Annotated in this window: 15 protein-coding genes; 9 read left to right on the top strand and 6 right to left on the bottom strand. The window is 63.6% G+C overall.

The features are described from left to right. Positions 1-25 precede the first annotated feature (25 nt). On the bottom strand, positions 26-1,747 hold the full coding sequence (locus G8O24_RS09000; protein WP_188098466.1) for a caspase family protein: 1,722 nt from the start codon (positions 1,745-1,747) through the stop codon (positions 26-28). Between the two features lie 159 nt (positions 1,748-1,906). Here G8O24_RS09000 and G8O24_RS08995 point away from each other — a divergent pair, with 159 nt between their 5' ends. The 5 genes from G8O24_RS08995 to G8O24_RS08975 all read left to right on the top strand — a co-directional run bounded on the left by G8O24_RS08995 (position 1,907) and on the right by G8O24_RS08975 (position 8,971). Then, positions 1,907-3,262, top strand: coding sequence for a hypothetical protein (locus G8O24_RS08995; RefSeq protein ID WP_188098576.1), 1,356 nt, complete (start codon positions 1,907-1,909; stop codon positions 3,260-3,262). A 61-nt stretch (positions 3,263-3,323) separates the two neighbouring features. Then, positions 3,324-4,520: a methionine adenosyltransferase gene (metK, locus tag G8O24_RS08990; protein WP_188098464.1), complete on the top strand. Its 1,197-nt coding sequence runs from the start codon at positions 3,324-3,326 to the stop codon at positions 4,518-4,520. A 123-nt stretch (positions 4,521-4,643) separates the two neighbouring features. Then, positions 4,644-6,065, top strand: coding sequence for an adenosylhomocysteinase (gene ahcY / locus G8O24_RS08985; RefSeq protein ID WP_188098462.1), 1,422 nt, complete (start codon positions 4,644-4,646; stop codon positions 6,063-6,065). Positions 6,066-6,335: 270 nt separating this feature from the next. Further along, a complete protein-coding gene (locus G8O24_RS08980; protein WP_311972375.1) occupies positions 6,336-7,445 on the top strand; it encodes a glycosyltransferase family 87 protein in 1,110 nt (369 codons plus the stop codon). 53 nt (positions 7,446-7,498) lie between these two features. Continuing rightward, complete coding sequence (locus tag G8O24_RS08975) at positions 7,499-8,971, top strand: flavin-containing monooxygenase (RefSeq protein WP_188098459.1); 1,473 nt, start codon at positions 7,499-7,501, stop codon at positions 8,969-8,971. Positions 8,972-8,991: 20 nt separating this feature from the next. Here the strand turns inward: G8O24_RS08975 and G8O24_RS08970 are convergent, their stop codons facing one another. Together G8O24_RS08970 and G8O24_RS08965 are read right to left on the bottom strand one after the other, a co-directional pair. Continuing rightward, positions 8,992-10,221: a YbfB/YjiJ family MFS transporter gene (locus G8O24_RS08970; RefSeq protein WP_188098457.1), complete on the bottom strand. Its 1,230-nt coding sequence runs from the start codon at positions 10,219-10,221 to the stop codon at positions 8,992-8,994. Between the two features lie 56 nt (positions 10,222-10,277). Then, positions 10,278-10,988, bottom strand: coding sequence for an SDR family NAD(P)-dependent oxidoreductase (locus G8O24_RS08965; RefSeq protein WP_188098455.1), 711 nt, complete (start codon positions 10,986-10,988; stop codon positions 10,278-10,280). Positions 10,989-11,192: 204 nt separating this feature from the next. On the opposite strand from G8O24_RS08965, the gene G8O24_RS08960 reads away from it, so the two are divergent. The 3 genes from G8O24_RS08960 to G8O24_RS08950 all read left to right on the top strand — a co-directional run bounded on the left by G8O24_RS08960 (position 11,193) and on the right by G8O24_RS08950 (position 13,492). After that, the gene (locus tag G8O24_RS08960; protein ID WP_188098453.1) at positions 11,193-12,116 is read left to right on the top strand and encodes a LysR family transcriptional regulator; all 924 of its coding nucleotides are present in this window, start codon (positions 11,193-11,195) and stop codon (positions 12,114-12,116) included. A 152-nt stretch (positions 12,117-12,268) separates the two neighbouring features. Then, entirely contained in the window at positions 12,269-12,424 is a 156-nt protein-coding gene (locus tag G8O24_RS08955) for a hypothetical protein (protein WP_188098452.1), read from the top strand. A gap of 138 nt (positions 12,425-12,562) precedes the next feature. Next, complete coding sequence (locus tag G8O24_RS08950) at positions 12,563-13,492, top strand: aspartyl/asparaginyl beta-hydroxylase domain-containing protein (RefSeq protein WP_188098450.1); 930 nt, start codon at positions 12,563-12,565, stop codon at positions 13,490-13,492. Positions 13,493-13,575: 83 nt separating this feature from the next. Here the strand turns inward: G8O24_RS08950 and G8O24_RS08945 are convergent, their stop codons facing one another. Beyond that, entirely contained in the window at positions 13,576-14,103 is a 528-nt protein-coding gene (locus G8O24_RS08945; RefSeq protein WP_188098448.1) for a Spy/CpxP family protein refolding chaperone, read from the bottom strand. 165 nt (positions 14,104-14,268) lie between these two features. Between G8O24_RS08945 and G8O24_RS08940 the strand changes: the two genes are divergently transcribed. Further along, positions 14,269-14,727, top strand: a complete 459-nt coding sequence (locus G8O24_RS08940) for a YybH family protein (protein ID WP_188098575.1) — start codon at positions 14,269-14,271, stop codon at positions 14,725-14,727. A gap of 56 nt (positions 14,728-14,783) precedes the next feature. Here the strand turns inward: G8O24_RS08940 and G8O24_RS08935 are convergent, their stop codons facing one another. Both G8O24_RS08935 and G8O24_RS08930 read right to left on the bottom strand, forming a co-directional pair. Beyond that, positions 14,784-15,485 carry a fumarylacetoacetate hydrolase family protein gene (locus G8O24_RS08935; RefSeq protein ID WP_188098446.1) on the bottom strand — a complete coding sequence of 234 codons (702 nt, stop codon included), beginning with the start codon at positions 15,483-15,485 and terminating at the stop codon, positions 14,784-14,786. A 35-nt stretch (positions 15,486-15,520) separates the two neighbouring features. Then, on the bottom strand, positions 15,521-17,323 hold the full coding sequence (locus tag G8O24_RS08930; protein ID WP_188098445.1) for an ABC transporter ATP-binding protein: 1,803 nt from the start codon (positions 17,321-17,323) through the stop codon (positions 15,521-15,523). Between the last annotated feature and the right edge of the window lie 52 nt (positions 17,324-17,375).

Genomic DNA, 17,375 nt, shown 5'->3' with positions numbered 1-17,375 from the left:
TGACGACGCGCAAGCGCGTCCGCCCTCACTTCTCCGCCAGATAGACCTCACCCAGCAGCGAGGAGTTCGACCACGGCACCTGCTTGTTCTTGGTGCTCGACACCACCTCCGCCCGCACCCGCGTCAGCATCTGCTGGACTTCCAGTCCCGGCGTGCCGATGTGCCGGGACAGCGCCGCGGAGAACGGGGAGTTGGCGCCTTCGCCATCGAGGGCGACCTGGCCCGGGGCTGTCGCGAAGGCGATCAGGGTGCCGGCGCCCAGCGTTGCACCGGCACCCAGGCTGGTCGGAGCTGCGAGGCCTGATGCGCCCTCGATGCCGCGATTGCTGCCGGCGCTTGCGACCTGCTGCGCCATCGGATTATTGCGACACGCATCGAAGATCAGGATGTTGGTGCGGACATGGTCGTCGAGGCCGGCCGTGATCGTGTCCATGTCGATCATCGTGTCCGTCATGCTGCTGCCAGCCTTGAGCTCGACGTCGACGGGAATGAGGTAGTTGCGGCCGTCGACCTGCACACCGTGGCCGGCATAATAGACGAGTGCGACCTGCGCCCGCGCCGCCTCGCGCAAGAAGTCGCGCGTCATCTTCTGCATCCCGGCGCGGTCGAGGTCGAGGCCCTCCGTCACCGCAAAGCCGATGTCGCGCAGGCTTTTTGCCACCGCGCGCGCGTCATTGGCGGGGTTGGGCAGCGCCTTGACGTGGCTGTAAGCGCCGTTGCCGATCACCAGCGCCATGCGCTTGCCGCGGTTGTCGCCGGCCGGTGCTGCGGGCGGAGAGGCTGGCTGTCCCTGGGACGAACTATCGGTTTTCTGTTGCTGGTGTGCCGGGTCGGACGGTGGATCGCGCGGTGTCGGTGGAACGTCGGACAGCAGCGACAGCCGCACCTTGGCGGTCGCTTGATTGGCCCTGCTGCCAGCATCGGCAGCGGTGCCCTGGAGGGTCGCGCGGTAATCGTCCTTGGCGTGCTCGACGTCACCCTTGGCCTCGTAGGCGAGCCCGCGGTGGATATAGCCGGCGATCAGCACGCTGCCCGGCGCCGTCAGCACTGCGAGCGGCACATTCGACTTGGCGAGACGGATCGCCTCGCTGCCATCGGCGATCGCGCGATCGAAGTTGCCCTTGGCGCGCCAAATCACGGTGCGGGTGATCAGCGGTGCCGGAAGTTTGGGATTGAGCCGGATGGCCTCGTTGACGTCGGCGAGCGCGCCGTCGAGATCGCCGAGTTTCAGTTTGGTGGAGCCTCTGTTGTCGTAGATGTAGGCCTCGCCGGGATAGAGCCGGATCGCCTCGTTGTAGTCGGCGAGCGCCTTGCTGTAGTCGTGCTTGGCATTGTAGGCGTTGGCACGGTTGTGAAGGATCAGCCCGCTCGGCGGTCCGAGCTTCAGCGCGTCGTTGAAATCGGCAATCGCGATATCGTTCTCGCCCTTGTCGAAATAGGCCGATCCCCTGAGATTGTAGAGGGCCTGGTCGGGCGCGAGGCGGATGGCCTCGGTGGTATCGGCGATCACCTTGTCGTAGTCGCCCTTCTTGTTCCAGCCGACCGCGCGCCAGAAATAGACCGTGGCCAGCTGCCCGCCCTTGAAGACTTTCAAAGCGATGATCTTGTTGCAGGCGTCGATCTGCTGATCCGCCGGCGTGCCCTCGCTGGTGCAAAGCGGTCCAAGTTGCGCACGGCTCTGCGCGAAGGAGGGGGCAAACCAGAGGATTGGAACGAGCAGGCAGAGCGCGACGAGCAGACGGCGCATGACGAGATCCCCAAGGAGAGAGCCGCCTGTTTGTTTCCCGGTGACTGGTCGGGGTTCATTCCGGTGCGAACGGTCGAGCGGCTTCAAGGGGTATTCCCCGAGTGGGCAGAATTTGCTAGGAGATCAGTCCCAACCTTTCTGCCCACCATTATCCCATCGATGAAGAACGACGAAATCCTGAGCCAAATCACCGAGTTCTGCCGCACGGCGGACATGGCGGAATCGACGTTCGGCCGGCGCGCGGTGAACGATGGGAAGCTCGTGCACCGCCTGCGCGAGGGCAAGCGCATCACCATCGACACGCTCGAGCGGATCCAGGCCTATATCGCGGCATCGACGACCGGCGGCGTGCCGCCGCCGCGAGGGCTGCAAGTGCCCCCGGAAAGGCGCGATCCCCGCGGCAATTTCCGCTTTTTCGAGAACCGGCAGAAGTACCTGCTGTTTGTCCACACCTGCAGCGAGAAGCGGGTGATCGCCGACCGCGTTGCGCTGGAGCTCGCCACCATCCATCCGCGTCCGCCGGCGCTACGAATCTTCGACGCAGGCGTCGGCGACGGCACGGTGCTGGCGCGGGTGCTGCGCGCCACGCATCAACGTTATCCACACATGCCGTTCTACGTGGCCGGCAAGGAGCTCAGTCTCGAAGATCTGCGGCTGACGCTGGAGAAGGTGCCGGACCGCATTTTCGAGCATCCGGCGTCGGTGTTCGTCTTCACCAACATGTTCTATTCGGAGGCGCCTTGGCTGACGCCGGCCTCGCCTGCGGCAGCCGCGGCTACTCTCTGGCACGAAGTTCCGCTGCGGGGCGCCTCGTCAGGCGAATTCGAGCAGCAGATCGCCGAGTTACGGCCGTTTCTGGAGCAAAACTGGCGCGCGGCGATCAGCCCGCGCACGGCCATGCCCCTCTATGAACGGCCGGTCGTTCTCGTGCTCTACCGCGAGGATCACAGGTTCCTGCTGGACTCGACCATTCCGCGGCCAGGCCAGACCGAGGCCAATTTCGATCTCGTCATTGCATCCCAGCCATACCGTGCCCTGTCCTCGGTCAATTTCCGCGCCAAGCGGATCATCGCACCGCTGGCGCGGGCCCTGCGGCCGGGCGGCCGCCTGATCGGAATCCACTCCCATGGTCACGATCCCGGTATGGAAATGATCCAGACGATCTGGCCCGGAGAAAATCCTTTCTCGGTGAGCCGTCATGAGCTATTGCGCGCCGTTAAGTACGAGCTCGGATCGTTGGGCCGCGACTTAAATTTTAATGCTTATGCGGATAACCGTTCGATCTTCAGGTATGATATGGAAGCGCTGCCCAACGAGGTGACGGGTACCATCGGAACCTCGACGGCCTTTGCAGCGTGGAATGCGGCGGTGTATGTCGCTCAGATTGAGGACGACCGGTTGACAGATATGACTCAAAACGGCCGCACTCTGGATGCCGCCAGGGATGTGCTGCGGAAGTACAACGGGCTCTGGTTTCTCGACGAATCCTACGTCATCTCGCGCCGGCGTGATTGACATAATCCAACTGTAAACATCGCAAACGTCCGCCGGTAGCGGTGGAACAAGGGGTTTCTTGATGCGCGCGTCCTATCTCTTCACCAGCGAATCCGTGTCCGAAGGCCATCCGGACAAGGTCTGCGACCGGATCTCCGACGAAATCGTCGATCTGTTCTACCGCGAAGGGCCGAAGGCCGGCATCGACCCCTGGGCCATTCGCGCCGCCTGCGAGACGTTGGCGACCACCAACAAGGTGGTGATCGCCGGTGAGACCCGCGGTCCGAAGTCGGTCACCAACGAGCAGATCGAGAGCGTCGTGCGCGGCGCGATCAAGGACATCGGCTACGAGCAGGAAGGCTTCCACTGGAAGACCTGCGACATCGAGATCCTCCTGCATCCGCAGTCGGCCGACATCGCGCAGGGCGTCGACGCGCTCCAGCCGGGCGAGGTCAAGGAAGAGGGCGCCGGCGACCAGGGCATCATGTTCGGCTACGCCACCAACGAGACGCCCGACCTGATGCCAGCGCCAATCTTCTACGCCCACAAGATCCTGCGCCTGATCTCCGAAGCCCGTCACTCCGGCAAGGAGAAGGTGCTCGGACCGGACTCCAAGAGCCAGGTCACCGTGCAGTACGAGAATGGCAAGCCGGTCGGCGTGCGCGAGATCGTGGTGTCGCACCAGCATCTGATCGAGGACATCTCGTCCAAGCAGATCCGCGACATCGTCGAGCCCTATGTGCGCGAGGCGCTGCCGAAGGACTGGATCACGCCGAAGACCATCTGGCACATCAACCCGACCGGCAAGTTCTTCATCGGCGGTCCGGATGGCGACTCCGGCCTGACCGGCCGCAAGATCATCGTCGACACCTATGGCGGCGCGGCCCCGCACGGCGGCGGCGCATTCTCCGGCAAGGATCCGACCAAGGTCGACCGCTCCGCGGCCTACGCTGCGCGCTACGTCGCCAAGAACATCGTCGCCGCCGGTCTTGCCGACCGCTGCACGCTGCAGCTTTCCTACGCCATCGGCGTCGCACGCCCGCTCTCGATCTACATCGATACCCACGGCACAGGTAAGGTGCCGGAGGAGCAATTGGAGAAGGCGGCCGCCCAGGCGATGGATCTCACGCCCCGCGGCATCCGCACCCATCTCGACCTCAATCGCCCGATCTACGCGCGGACCTCGGCCTACGGCCATTTCGGCCGCACGCCCGACAACGAGGGCGGCTTCTCCTGGGAGAAGACCAATCTCGTCGAAGCGCTCAAGCGCGCCGTCTAGTTCTCTTGCGTCATTCCGGGGCGCCGCGGCAGCGGCGAACCGGAATCTCGAACCTTACGGATTCCGGGTTAACTCGTTTCGCGAGCGGCCCGGAATGGCGAGTCAAACAAACAGGAACCTCCCATGAACGCGAAGCCCGGCTTCACCGATTACATCGTCAAGGACATTTCGCTCGCCGATTTCGGCCGCAAGGAGCTCTCGCTCGCGGAGACCGAGATGCCCGGCCTGATGGCCACCCGCGAGGAGTTCGGCCCGAAGCAGCCGCTGAAGGGCGCGCGCATTGCCGGCTCCCTGCACATGACGATCCAGACCGGCGTGCTGATCGAGACGTTGGCAGCCCTTGGCGCCGACATCCGCTGGGTCTCCTGCAACATCTATTCGACGCAGGATCACGCTGCTGCTGCGATCGCCGCCGCCGGCATTCCCGTCTTCGCCGTCAAGGGCGAGACGCTCAAGGATTACTGGGATTACACCGCAAAGCTGTTCGACTGGCACGGCGGCGGTCACCCGAACATGATCCTCGATGACGGCGGCGACGCCACCATGTACGTCCATCTCGGCCTGCGCGCCGAGAAGGGCGACACCGCGTTCCTGGACAAGCCGGGCTCGGAAGAAGAGGAAGTCTTCTTCGCGCTTCTGAAGAAGCAGCTCAAGGAGAAGCCGAAGGGCTACTTCGCCGCGATCGCCGAGAGCATCAAGGGCGTTTCCGAAGAGACCACCACCGGCGTGCATCGTCTCTACGACATGCAGAAGGCCGGCACGCTGCTGTGGCCGGCCATCAACGTCAACGACAGCGTCACCAAGTCGAAATTCGACAATCTCTATGGCTGCCGTGAATCGCTGGTCGACGGCATTCGTCGCGGCACCGACGTGATGATGTCGGGCAAGGTCGCGATGGTCGCCGGCTTCGGCGACGTCGGCAAGGGCTCGGCGGCCTCGCTGCGCCAGGCCGGCTGCCGCGTCATGGTGTCGGAAGTCGATCCGATCTGCGCGCTGCAGGCGGCGATGGAAGGCTACGAGGTCACCACCATGGAAGATGCCGCGCCCCGCGCCGACATCTTCGTCACCGCGACCGGCAACAAGGACATCATCACCATCGACCACATGCGCGCGATGAAGGATCGCGCCATCGTCTGCAACATCGGTCACTTCGACAACGAGATCCAGATCGCGGGTCTGCGTAACCTGAAATGGACCAACATCAAGCCGCAGGTCGACGAGATCGAATTCCCCGACAAGCACCGCATCATCCTGCTGTCGGAAGGCCGGCTCGTGAACCTCGGCAACGCGATGGGTCATCCGTCCTTCGTGATGTCGGCGTCCTTCACCAACCAGACGCTGGCGCAGATCGAGCTGTTCGCCAACAACAAGGACGGCAAGTACAAGAAGGAAGTCTACGTGCTGCCGAAGACCCTCGACGAGAAGGTCGCGCGCCTGCACCTTGCCAAGATCGGCGTCAAGCTCACCGAACTGCGCAAGGACCAGGCCGACTATATCGGCGTGAAGCAGGAAGGTCCGTACAAGTCGGATCACTACCGGTACTGAGATTGGAAAGGCCCCTGAGAAATCAGGGGCCTTTTTTTTGTCGCACGGCGTTGGCCAGCGTTTGAGGGGGCGCTGGTTGTTAACGAGGCCCTAACGGCCTTGTTGCATGCTCCGGCACCACCGCGAGCGGCCTGCCACCCCATGACATCTGTAGATCAGCCCGAGAGATTTCGAGCGCCGCAGTCCCCGGCATCTGCCGCGGAATCCTTCAATCCGGACACGCTGCGTCTTGCCGCGCGTTGCTGGATCGCGCTTGCGGTAATCGCCTATGTGATTGATCTGCTGGGGCGGAGCCGCGTCGGTCTGACGGACGGCATTCGCAGCCCGTTCGGCGATGACTTCATCAACTACTGGTCAGGAGCCTACCTGGCTTTGCATGGCCGTGCAGCCGAGGTCTATGATTTCGTCGCCTTTCATGGCTTCGAGACCTCCGTTGTCGGGCCGCACATCGACTTCTACCATTATTCCTACCCACCCGTTCTTCTGCTGCTGACGGCCCCGCTCGCAATCGTGCCCTACGTTCCGGCACTGTTCGTCTGGCTGGCGTCCACCTGGTATGGCTTCTATCGCGCGCTGAAATTCGCCGCGGGGGAGAATGCATTGCTGCTGTCGCTCGCCGCTCCGGCAATGTTCGTCAATGCGATCGGCGGACAAAACGGCGCGTTGACGGCTGCCATCATGGGTGGGGGACTGCTGCTGGTGGATCGCCGGCCCACGATGGCCGGAATGTTGTTCGGGTTGCTGATCTACAAGCCCCACCTTGCGTTGATGCTTCCGGTTGCGATGATTGCGGGCCGGCGTTGGCGCGTGGTCGTGGCGGCCGGCGTCACGGCGGTCCTGCTCATCGCCGCCAGCATGGCGGTCTTTGGTCCCGCCGTCTGGGCCGAGTACCAGCATAATGTCTCGGTGCTGCGCACTGTGATTCTCGAGGACGGCTCCGGCGTTTGGCACAGAATGGTGTCGGTGTTCGTGTCGGTTCGTCGCCTGGGTGGAAGCGTTGAATTGTCCTACGCAGTGCAGGGGCTGTTCGCGCTCGCAGCGGCCTTCGTCGTTGGCCGGAGCTGGTTGCGCGATGATCCGGCGTATATTCGCTATGCTCTGGTGGTGGTCGGCACCTGCCTCGCGACGCCCTATCTTCAGGACTACGACGTCGTGGTTGGCGCTTTCGCGGTGGTGTGGCTCAAGAACGCTCAGCAGCACTCGCAAATCTCCGCGCGCTGGTTCGATGCCGGCGCCGCCATGGTGCTGGCGCTACCCATCGTGGCCGCTGCCCTTGCCAAATGGAGCGGGCTGGCCTTTGGTCCGCTATTCTTCATCCCACCGTTCATATTGCTCGTGCGGCTTGCGATGGAATATCGCCGAGCAAATCCTCCATCGTAGCCCGTTGACTGCCGGCCGCGACGATCGGACAATCCGCCTCGGGAGGAGATCCGATGAAGAACGGACCGCAACAAGAACATTTCGACGTCCTCATCGTCGGTGCCGGGCTATCCGGCATCGGCGCCGGCTATCATCTTCAGAGCAAGTGCCCGGCCAAGAGCTATGTCATCCTGGAGGGCCGCGACTGCATCGGCGGCACCTGGGATCTGTTTCGCTATCCCGGCATCCGCTCGGACAGCGACATGTTCACGCTCGGTTATTCCTTCAAGCCGTGGACCGATCCGAAGGCGATCGCGGACGGATCGAAGATCCTGAACTATGTGCGCGAGACTGCGGCCGAGAACGGCATCGACAAGCACATCCGTTATCGCCATCGCGTCAAGCGCGCGGCGTGGTCGACGAGTGATGCGCGCTGGACTGTCGAGGTCGAGCGCACCACAGGCGAGGGCGCGACCGAGCTTCTCCGCTTCACCTGCAGCTTCCTGTTCATGTGCTCGGGCTACTACAAATACGAGGCGGGCTACACGCCGGAGTTTGCGGGCGCCGCCGACTTCGCCGGCCGCATCGTGCATCCGCAGAAATGGACCGAGGACATCGACTATACAGGCAAGCGCGTCGTCGTGATCGGCTCGGGCGCCACCGCTGTGACGCTGGTGCCGGAGCTCGCCAAGAAAGCATCGCAGGTCACCATGCTGCAGCGCTCGCCGACCTATGTGGTGTCGCGACCGGCGCAAGATCCCGTCGCCAACAAGCTGCGCCGTAACCTGCCGGCGCGGCTGGCCTATCATCTGATCCGCTGGCGCAACGTGATGTGGGGGATGTTCTTCTTCCAGCTCAGCCGGCGCAAGCCTGACAAGGTGAAGAACCTGATCCTCAGTGGCGTGCGTATGGCACTCGGGCCGGACTACGACGTCGCCACTCATTTCACGCCGCGCTACAACCCCTGGGACCAGCGGCTCTGCCTCGTGCCGGACGGTGATCTGTTCAAGGCGATCCGCGACAAGCGCGCCGTTGTCGTTACCAGCGAGATCGACAGGTTTACGCACGATGGCATCCGTCTGAAGGACGGCAGCGAGCTTGCCGCGGACATCATCGTGACGGCAACAGGACTCGTGCTGCAGGTCGTCGGCGGCCTCGAAGTCAGCGTCGATGGCCGCGCCGTCGATTTCGCCAATACGCTGACCTACAAGGGCATGATGTATGCCGACGTGCCGAACATGGCCTCGGCCTTCGGCTACACCAATGCGTCCTGGACGCTGAAATGCGATCTCACCTGCGAATATGTCTGCCGTCTCATCAACTACATGGACCGGCACAATTTTCGGCAAGCCATGCCGCACAATGACGACCCCACGATCACCGCCCAACCGTCACTCAATTTCACCTCGGGCTATGTGCAGCGTTCGGTCGCCAAGATGCCGAAGCAGGGGTCGAAACGGCCGTGGCGGCTGTATCAGAACTATGCTCTCGACATCGTCTCGTTGCGCTTCGGTCGGATCGACGACGGCGTGATGCAGTACTCCTGATCACGACGCCACCCTCGCTTCTAGGCCTTGCGCGCCGCGAGCGCGAGGCCGAGATCGATTGCGAGCGCTAGCACCACGGCGCCGCCACCGAGAGCGAACAGGACCAGATAGTCGCCGCCGGTCTGTGCGTAGATCCAGGAGAAGCCGTAAGCGGCGGCCGCCTGGAAAAGCGCAAAGCTCGTTGTCGCGTGGCTCCAGGTTACACGCTGCTGCTCGCCGGAATGTGGCACAAGCTCGTGGATGCGTCCGAGCACCAGCGGCACGATGCCGGGCGTGAAGCCGCCGACAACGATGCTCGACACGATCAGTGACGCCGGCGCTGTGCTGACGGTGGGCAGCAAGACGGCGGCCGCCTCGATCAGGAAGGCCGCACGCACGGCTGCGCCAAAACCCGAGCGGTCGCCGAGATGGCCGGTGACGAGCGGGCCGACGATGGCGCCAAGGCCGTACAGCACCCAATACCGCGATCCGGCGGCGATACCCTGGCCGAGGCCGCGGGCCACGAAGTCGACGACGAAGACCATGTGCGGCACCAGCGCCACCGCGTTGAGGCCATATTGGATCAGCAGCGCGCGGGCGGCGGTCGGCGTCCGATGCTGCTTCGCATGATGCGAGGGCACAGTACCAGTCCCGGCTTCCGCAGGCCAATTCCACCAGCTTGCGAGCGTCAGCACGGCCGCGACTACGCCAAGGCCATACCAGCTTTGCTGCAGGCCCTGCTGCAGCAACAATGGCACCAGCGTGCCTGATGCGGCAACGCCGAGACCAACGCCGGCAAAGATCACGCCGCCGACGATGCCGCGCCGCGCGGGCGAGGTGTGGGGTAGAATGACGGAGGCTGCCAGCACCATGATGATGCCGCCGGTGAGGCCAGAGAGGAAGCGCCAGGCAAAGAACCAGCTGAAGGACACAGGTGCTGAGCTGGCAAAGAAGGAGACGGTGGCAAGGAACATCATCGCCCGTAGCGCACGGACTGCGCCAATGCGCGCTGCAACCGCTCGCGCCGCGAGGGCACCGGCGAGATAGCCTGCGAGATTTGCCGCGCCGAGATAGACGACGTCGGAGGCGCTGAACCAATTCGCCGCGATCAGTGCTGGGATCAGCGGCGTGTAGGAGAAGCGGGCAAGGCCCAGGCCGACCAGCGAAGCGGAAAGTCCCACCATCGCATAGCGCCAGGTTGATTGCGAGTCTGATCCCGGCTGCTGACGCAGCCGGGTCTCCAAATGTTGCTTCGCGTTTGCATTGGTCATCTCATCCTCCTGCGCGCAGCGCGCGGATCATCTGTCTGGTTGGCGCGGCTCTGCGCTCAGTGGCCTGCGCTCTGGCCGCCATCGACATGCAGGATCTCGCCGGTGACGAAGGAGGCACCCTCCAGATAGAGCACTGCATCGACGATGTCGGAAATCTCGCCCATGCGGCCGACCGGGTGCATCGCGCCGTACTGGGCGTGCGTCGACACCGGGTGCATCGGCGACTTGATGATCCCTGGTGCGACCGCGTTCACGCGGATGCCGCGCTTGGCATATTCGATCGCGAGCGACCTGGTTGCCGCGTTCAGCCCACCCTTGCTCAGCGAAGCCAGCACCGAGGGCACGTTCGAATTGGCCTGATCGACCAGCGTTGTGGTGATCTGGACGACGTGGCCGGACCCTTGCTTTTCCATCTCGGCGATCGCGAGCTGGGTGATGTTGAAGAAGCCCGCGACATTCGTGCCCATCACGGCCGCATAGTCCTCGGCGGTGTATTGCGTGAACGGCTTGGCGACGAAGATGCCGGCATTGTTGACCAGCGTGTCGACGCGCCCGAAACGCGCAACGGCCTGCGCAACGACGCCCTCGGCAGTCTTGCGGTCAGCGATGTCGCCAGGAACGGAGAGGACATCGTCGTCGCCTGATGGCTTGATCGACCTCGCCGTGGCGACCACGCGATAATTACGATCGCGAAAACCCTGGACCAGCCCTGCGCCGATTCCCTGCGATGCCCCGGTGATGATGGCGACCTTCTGCTCGATACCCATGACGGGCTCCTGTTGTTGATCCGCGCCAGCGATGGCTGGCTTGGCTGCCGACTTACGCCGCGGTGGCTCGGTTGCGAATACGTGCCGTCCGGCAGACATCCTTTCGCGGCGCGTATGAATGCCGGATCAGCGCCTGCCGCCAGTTGTCGCTGATGACGCAAACGCCTAGCTTGCCGGTGGAATTCCACGGAGCGATGGAAGGGCATGGATCGTCTGGACGCGATGAAGGTGTTCGTCCTCGCGGTGGACGAAGGCAGCCTCGCGGCGGCGGGCCGCAAGCTCGGCCGTTCGCCGGCGGCGGTCAGCCGGGCCGTCGCCTTCCTGGAGGAGCGGGTCGGCACCGAGCTGCTACATCGGACCACGCGGTCGATCAGGCTGAGCGAGGAGGGCGAGCGTTATGTCGCGGTCTGTCGCCGGGTGCTCACCGAGCTCGCGGAGGCTGACGATATCGCGGCCGGACCACGGACGGCCCCGCGCGGACTGCTGACGATCACGGCTCCCGTGGTGTCCGGCGAGATGGTGCTGCGGCCGATCCTCGATGCATTTCTGGACGCCTATCCGACGGTGTCAGCAAGACTTCTGCTGTTCGATCGCGCGGTCAATCTGATCGAGGAGGGTGTCGATATCGCACTTCGCATCGGGCCGCTTGCGGATTCGGCGATGGTGGCGATGCGGGTTGGCGAGATCAGTCGTGTCGTGGTGGCGGCGCCGCGCTATCTGAAACAGCATCCGCGCATCACCGAGCCCGGCGATCTCGCCAAGCACCAGATCGTGGCGATGGCGCATCTGCCGAATTCCTGGACCTTTGCGCCTCGGGCAGGTTCCCCGGCGCCGCGAACGGTCCAGTTCACGCCGCGGTTCACGGTCAATAGCACCTATGCCGCGGTGGCCTCGGCCGTAGCGGGCCGCGGCGTCGCGCGAATGTATTCGTACCAGGTGGCCGAGCAGGTCGCGCGCGGGGAGCTTGCGATCGTTCTAGCCGGCGACGAGGATCCGGAGATGCCGGCTCATCTGATCACCCCGCAGGGCAGGCTTTCGGTGCCCAAAGTGCGCGCCTTCACCGACTTTGCCGTGCCGCGGCTGAAGAAGCATTTTGCGCAGCTCAAGAAGAGCCTGAAGGCGCGCTGAACATCGCCGCTGCGGTGGGACCGCCAATGCGTTGTTTTGCGTATACGGCCGCAGCACTGAATCGGCCATGGTTTCGAACGGTTAACGCCGGATTAACGGATGAGTCCTAGCCTGTCTCGGCCGGGGTTACTCGCAAGGCCGAGGTGAGCCCAATGGAAGCCCAGAAGATCGCGGTCGACGCTGTCGTCGCACTGACCGATTGCGACCGCGACGCCGTCATCGCCTTTATCCGGCGGCTCTATCTCGCCGGTATTACCGACCCCAAGCGCCTGACCTTCAAGGGTCTCCAGGCGCTGTCCCGGGCGTGATTCGGCTCATTTCGCCTGATTTTCCCTGGTTCCACGGACTTGCTCGCCCCAGCGTGATTGCAACCCACCGGTGAATACTTGCCGGTCGGATCGGGCCGGGTTACACGACACCCGGCTGGGTCACTTGGGATTGGGGAAATGCTGAAACAGCTTTTTGCGCCGCAACTTGTCGTTCTGTATGTGCTTGCGGCATCGACCATCTACGTTCACTTCCGCGGCAAGCAGCGGCTGCGCTTCGCGCGCCAGCTTGGCGACCACTCGACCTATCTCGCCCCCTACAATGTGCTGATGTATGCGGGCTCGGCCGTGCCGAACAAGCCGGTGATCTCGGTCGAGCAGTTTCCCGAGCTGAAGCCGCTCAGCGAAAATTGGGAGACCATCCGCGACGAGGCTGTGCGCCTGTTCGATGAAGGCTTCATTCGCGCGGCGGCGAAGAACAACGATTGGGGCTTCTACTCGTTCTTCAAGAGCGGCTGGAAGCGCTTTTATCTGAAATGGTACGACGACTTCCTGCCGTCGGCGAACACGCTGTGCCCGAAGACGGTGGAGCTGCTCAAGTCGATCCCTTCAGTGCATGGCGCGATGTTCGCGATGCTGCCGCCGGGCGGCAAGCTCGGGGCGCACCGCGATCCGTTCGCGGGCTCGCTGCGCTACCATCTCGGCCTCGTCACGCCGAACTCGAACAAGTGCCGCATCCTGGTCGACGGCGTCGAATGCGTCTGGCGCGACGGCGAGGCCTTCATGTTCGACGAGACCTTCATCCACAGCGCAGAGAATGCGACCGACGTCAACCGCATCATCCTGTTCTGCGACGTCGAGCGGCCGATGAAATATGGCTTCATGACCGCGATCAACCGCTGGGTCAGCCATCATATCGTCAAGGCGTCGGCGACCCAGAACGTCGACGGCGAGCATGTCGGCGCGCTCAACAAGGTGTTCGGCAAGCTCTACGAGATCCATCTCGGCAGCCGCAAGGTCAAGGAGTGGAACCGCAACGTCTACTACACGCTGAAGTACTCGCTAACGGCGCTGATCCTCGGCCTCATCGTGCTGTCGGCGTTGAAGTGACGTAGGTGCGTAGAGCGGACCAGCCACCGGTCCGCTCTGTCGCGATCGTCTTTTAGCGAAGGGTCGCGGAACACGCGGCCCTGTCAGGGATGGTGCTTGTGCGCCGCGGAGTTGTCGGGATGCTGGTAGCCCCGCAGCTCTGCGTATCGTTGCAGCTGGTTCTGATCGAGCAATGCAGCGGTCGACAGATGATACTTGAGATGGCTCTCGCGGAGCCGGCCCTGAGTTTCAGAAATGGCGGCAATGCTGGTCTTCAGCGTTTCTGACGTCACCGCCCGCGAAGAGAACAGACCCTCCAATGTCCTCTCCTGTTCGACGAGCTTGTTCCCCAGCGGAATCGTCTCCTGTTTCATCGCATCGAACAGCCGCTGAATCTGGACGCGTTGATCCGGGGTCAGATCGAGGCGATCACCCAGCTCGAGAACGTGGCTGGGACCCGGATATCCATTGAGCTCAGCGGCGAGAGCCAAGCCCATGCCGCGTCCCGCGCGAAGATCGTCGACCTGCTGTTGCGACAGTGCCTGTTCGAGGCCGGCATAAGGGGGGCTGGACTGCGCGCCGGCAGCGCTGCCGACGAGGACGATCGAGGCAGCAAGAAGAAGGCTTCTCATGAAATGGCTCCATCAAATCGAACCGGCCGACGTCAAAGCATCGCACCGGGCTTGTGACCTTGCCCTATCGCGGTCGGGTTGGTCTCGGCGCCCGACTCTTGCTGGATGGTTCGCCCCATGGCAACAGAGTTTGCCGCGATTGAGCAGCCGAACATGGAGCAGGCAATGGCGCCCTTGCCGACCGCGAACGCCGATATAGCGCATTTCTTTCGTCAGTGGCTGGAGACCTTCGCGGCCTATGTCCGCGAGGTCGACTACGCCTCGGCGCGACCGCTGTTTCATCCCGACGTGCTGGCCTTTGGAACGCACAACGACGTGATCCCCGGGCTTGATCAATGGGTCAAGACACAATGGAATAACGTCTGGCCGAAGACGACCGATTTCCGCTTCGCGTTGGAGCAGACGTCCATCCTGGCGTCCCCCGATGGCACGATGGCGACCGTGATCGCACCGTGGACGAGCACGGGCTATCATCCCGACGGCAGCCCCTTTCCGCGACCCGGCCGGGCGACGATGGTGTTTTCCAGGGCGGACGACGGATGGCTGTGTGTGCATTCCCACATGTCGCTCAATCGCGGCGTGCCGCAGGTGAGCCATGCCAATCGGCCGGTCAAGGCCTGGTAGAATGAAAAAGGCCCCGGACGCGTCCGGGGCCTTTCGATGCTTTGCCGTTGCGCTGCTTATTCAGGCTGGCCGATCGAGACCTTCAGCGTGCCGACGCCGTCGACGCCGCATTCGAGCTTGTCCCCAGGCTGGAGCTGCGACACGCCGGCCGGGGTGCCGGTCATGATGATGTCGCCGGCGGCGAGCTTCACCTGCTGCGAGAGCTGCCAGATGATCTCGGGCACGTTCCAGATCAGCTCGGTGAGGTCGCCCTTTTGAGCTTCCTTGCCGTTGACCGTGAGCCAGATCTTGCCTTTGGCGGGATGGCCGATCTTCGAGGCCGGCTGCACTGCGGAGCAGGGCGCGGAGCCGTCGAACGACTTGCCGATCTCCCACGGACGCTCCTTCTTGCGCGAGGCGATCTGGAGGTCGCGGCGGGTGAGGTCGATGCCGACGGCATAACCGTAGACGTGGTCGAGGGCCTTGTCGGCGGGGATGTTTAGTCCGCCGCTCTTCATCGCGACGATCAGCTCGACCTCGTGATGCAGATCCTTGGTCAGCGGCGGATAGGGAATGGTGGCGCCATCGGGCACCAGCATGTCGGCATGCTTGGCGAAGAAGAACGGCGGGGCGCGCTCGTCATTGCCCATCTCGCGGATGTGTTCGAGATAGTTGCGGCCGACGCACCAGATGCGGCGCACCGGATAACGGCCGGCCTCGCCGACGACGGGAAGCGAAGGCTGCGGCGGAAGCGGGATGACGTAGGAGGCGGCGTTCATGAAGCGGTCTCGCTGCTCTTGAGGTGGAGGGAACTCTATGCGGTTGCGCTGAGCGGCGCCAGAGCGCCGGCGTCGTGATGTTGCAGGCGGAAGAACGAGGCGTAGCGGCCGGAGCGGCGGAGCAGCTCGTCGTGGCGGCCTTGCTCGACGATCTCGCCGCCCTCGACCACGAGGATGCTGTCGGCGTGCATGATGGTGTGCAGGCGATGCGCGATCACGATGGTGGTGCGGTTCTGGCAAAGATGTTCGATGGCTTCCTGCACCTGCCGCTCGGATTCCGAATCCAGCGCGGCAGTGGCTTCGTCCAGGAGGATGATCGGTGCGTTCTTGATCAGCGCGCGGGCCACCGCGATGCGCTGGCGCTGGCCGCCAGACAGCTGCGTGCCGTGCTCGCCGACCGGCGTGTCGTAGCCGAGCGGGAAGCCCATGATGAAATCATGCGCGCAGGCCGCCTTCGCCGCCTCGATGATCTCGTCCTCGCTGGCGCCGGGCCTGCCGAAGGCGATGTTGCTCCGGATGGTGTCGCGGAACAGATAGACGTCCTGGCCGACATAGGCGGTCTGCGCCCGCAACGATTTGCGTGACACCGCGCCAATCGACTGGCCGTCGATCACGATGTCGCCCTGCGTCACCTCGTAGAAGCGCAAGAGCAGCGCCAGCACTGTCGACTTGCCGCCGCCGGAGGGACCGACCAGCGCGGTGACCTTGCCGGGCTCGGCTGTGAAGCTCATGCGGTTGAGGATGGTCTCGCCCGTGCGATAGGAGAAGCTGACGTCGCGCAGCTCGATGCGGGCACTGGTGAGCCTCAGTGCCGGCTTGTCGTCGTCGGAATGCTCGCTCGCCGGGCTGTCGATGATCTCGAGCAGCATGCGTGCGCCAACGAGCTGGCTGTTCAAATCGATGTTGAGCCTGGCCAGCCGTTTCGCCGGCTCGGTCGCCATCAGGAACGCCGTCATGAAGGAGAAGAACGCACCCGGCGTGGCGTTGAGGGCGACCACGGCGTAGCCGCCATACATCAGGCAGCCGGCGACCGCGAAGCCCCCGAGCATCTCCATCAGCGGGTTGGAGCGATTGGCGACCCGGGCCATCTTGTTGGCGTTGCGCTCGACGATCGCAATGTTCTCGTCAATGCGGCTCTGCATGGTCTCTTCGAGCGTGAACGCCTTGACGGTGCGAATGCCCTGCAGCGATTCCTGCATCGTCTCCATGATGTCGGCGGTGCCGGTGAACTGGTTGTAGGCGAGCCCCTTGATGCGCTTGACCAGCTTGCGCAGCACCAGCATCGCCGGCGGCACCGCGACGAGGCCGATGAACGACATCAGCGGATCCTGCCACACCATCACGCCGATCATCGCGAGCAGCATCAAGAAGTCGCGGCCGATGGCGTTGACCAGCATGTTGAGGACGTCGGTGATCGACTTGGCGCCGGCCGTCAGCCGCGCCAGAAATTCGGACGAGTGCCGCTCGGAGAAGAAGCCGACGCTCTCGCGCATCAGCTTGGCGAACAGCTGGCGCTGGTTGGTGGCAAGGATCGCGTTCGAGATCTTGGTCAGGATCACCATGTGGCCGTAGGTCGCCACGCCCTTGATGAAGAGCAGGAGCACCGTGAGCCCCGAGAACATCGCGATGCCCGGGATGTTCTTGTCGACATAGGCCTGGTTGATGACCTGGCCAAGCACGTAGGTCGCGCAGGCGGTCGAGCCCGCGGCGAGCGCCATCAGCGCAAAGGCGACTAGGTAACGCCGCCAGTAGACAATCCCCTGTTCCGTGACCAGGCGGCGAATGAGGACCATCGCCGCATAGGGATCGTCGGTGATTTTCTTTGGAAACTGAGCCATCCGGTGTCCATTGACGGCGCAGGGAAAAGCCTGCCCGCGCGTCAGGGATCGA

The organism is Bradyrhizobium campsiandrae, assembly GCF_014529705.1.
Lineage (GTDB): Bacteria > Pseudomonadota > Alphaproteobacteria > Rhizobiales > Xanthobacteraceae > Bradyrhizobium > Bradyrhizobium campsiandrae.
This window is presented reverse-complemented; position numbering and strand designations above follow the sequence as displayed.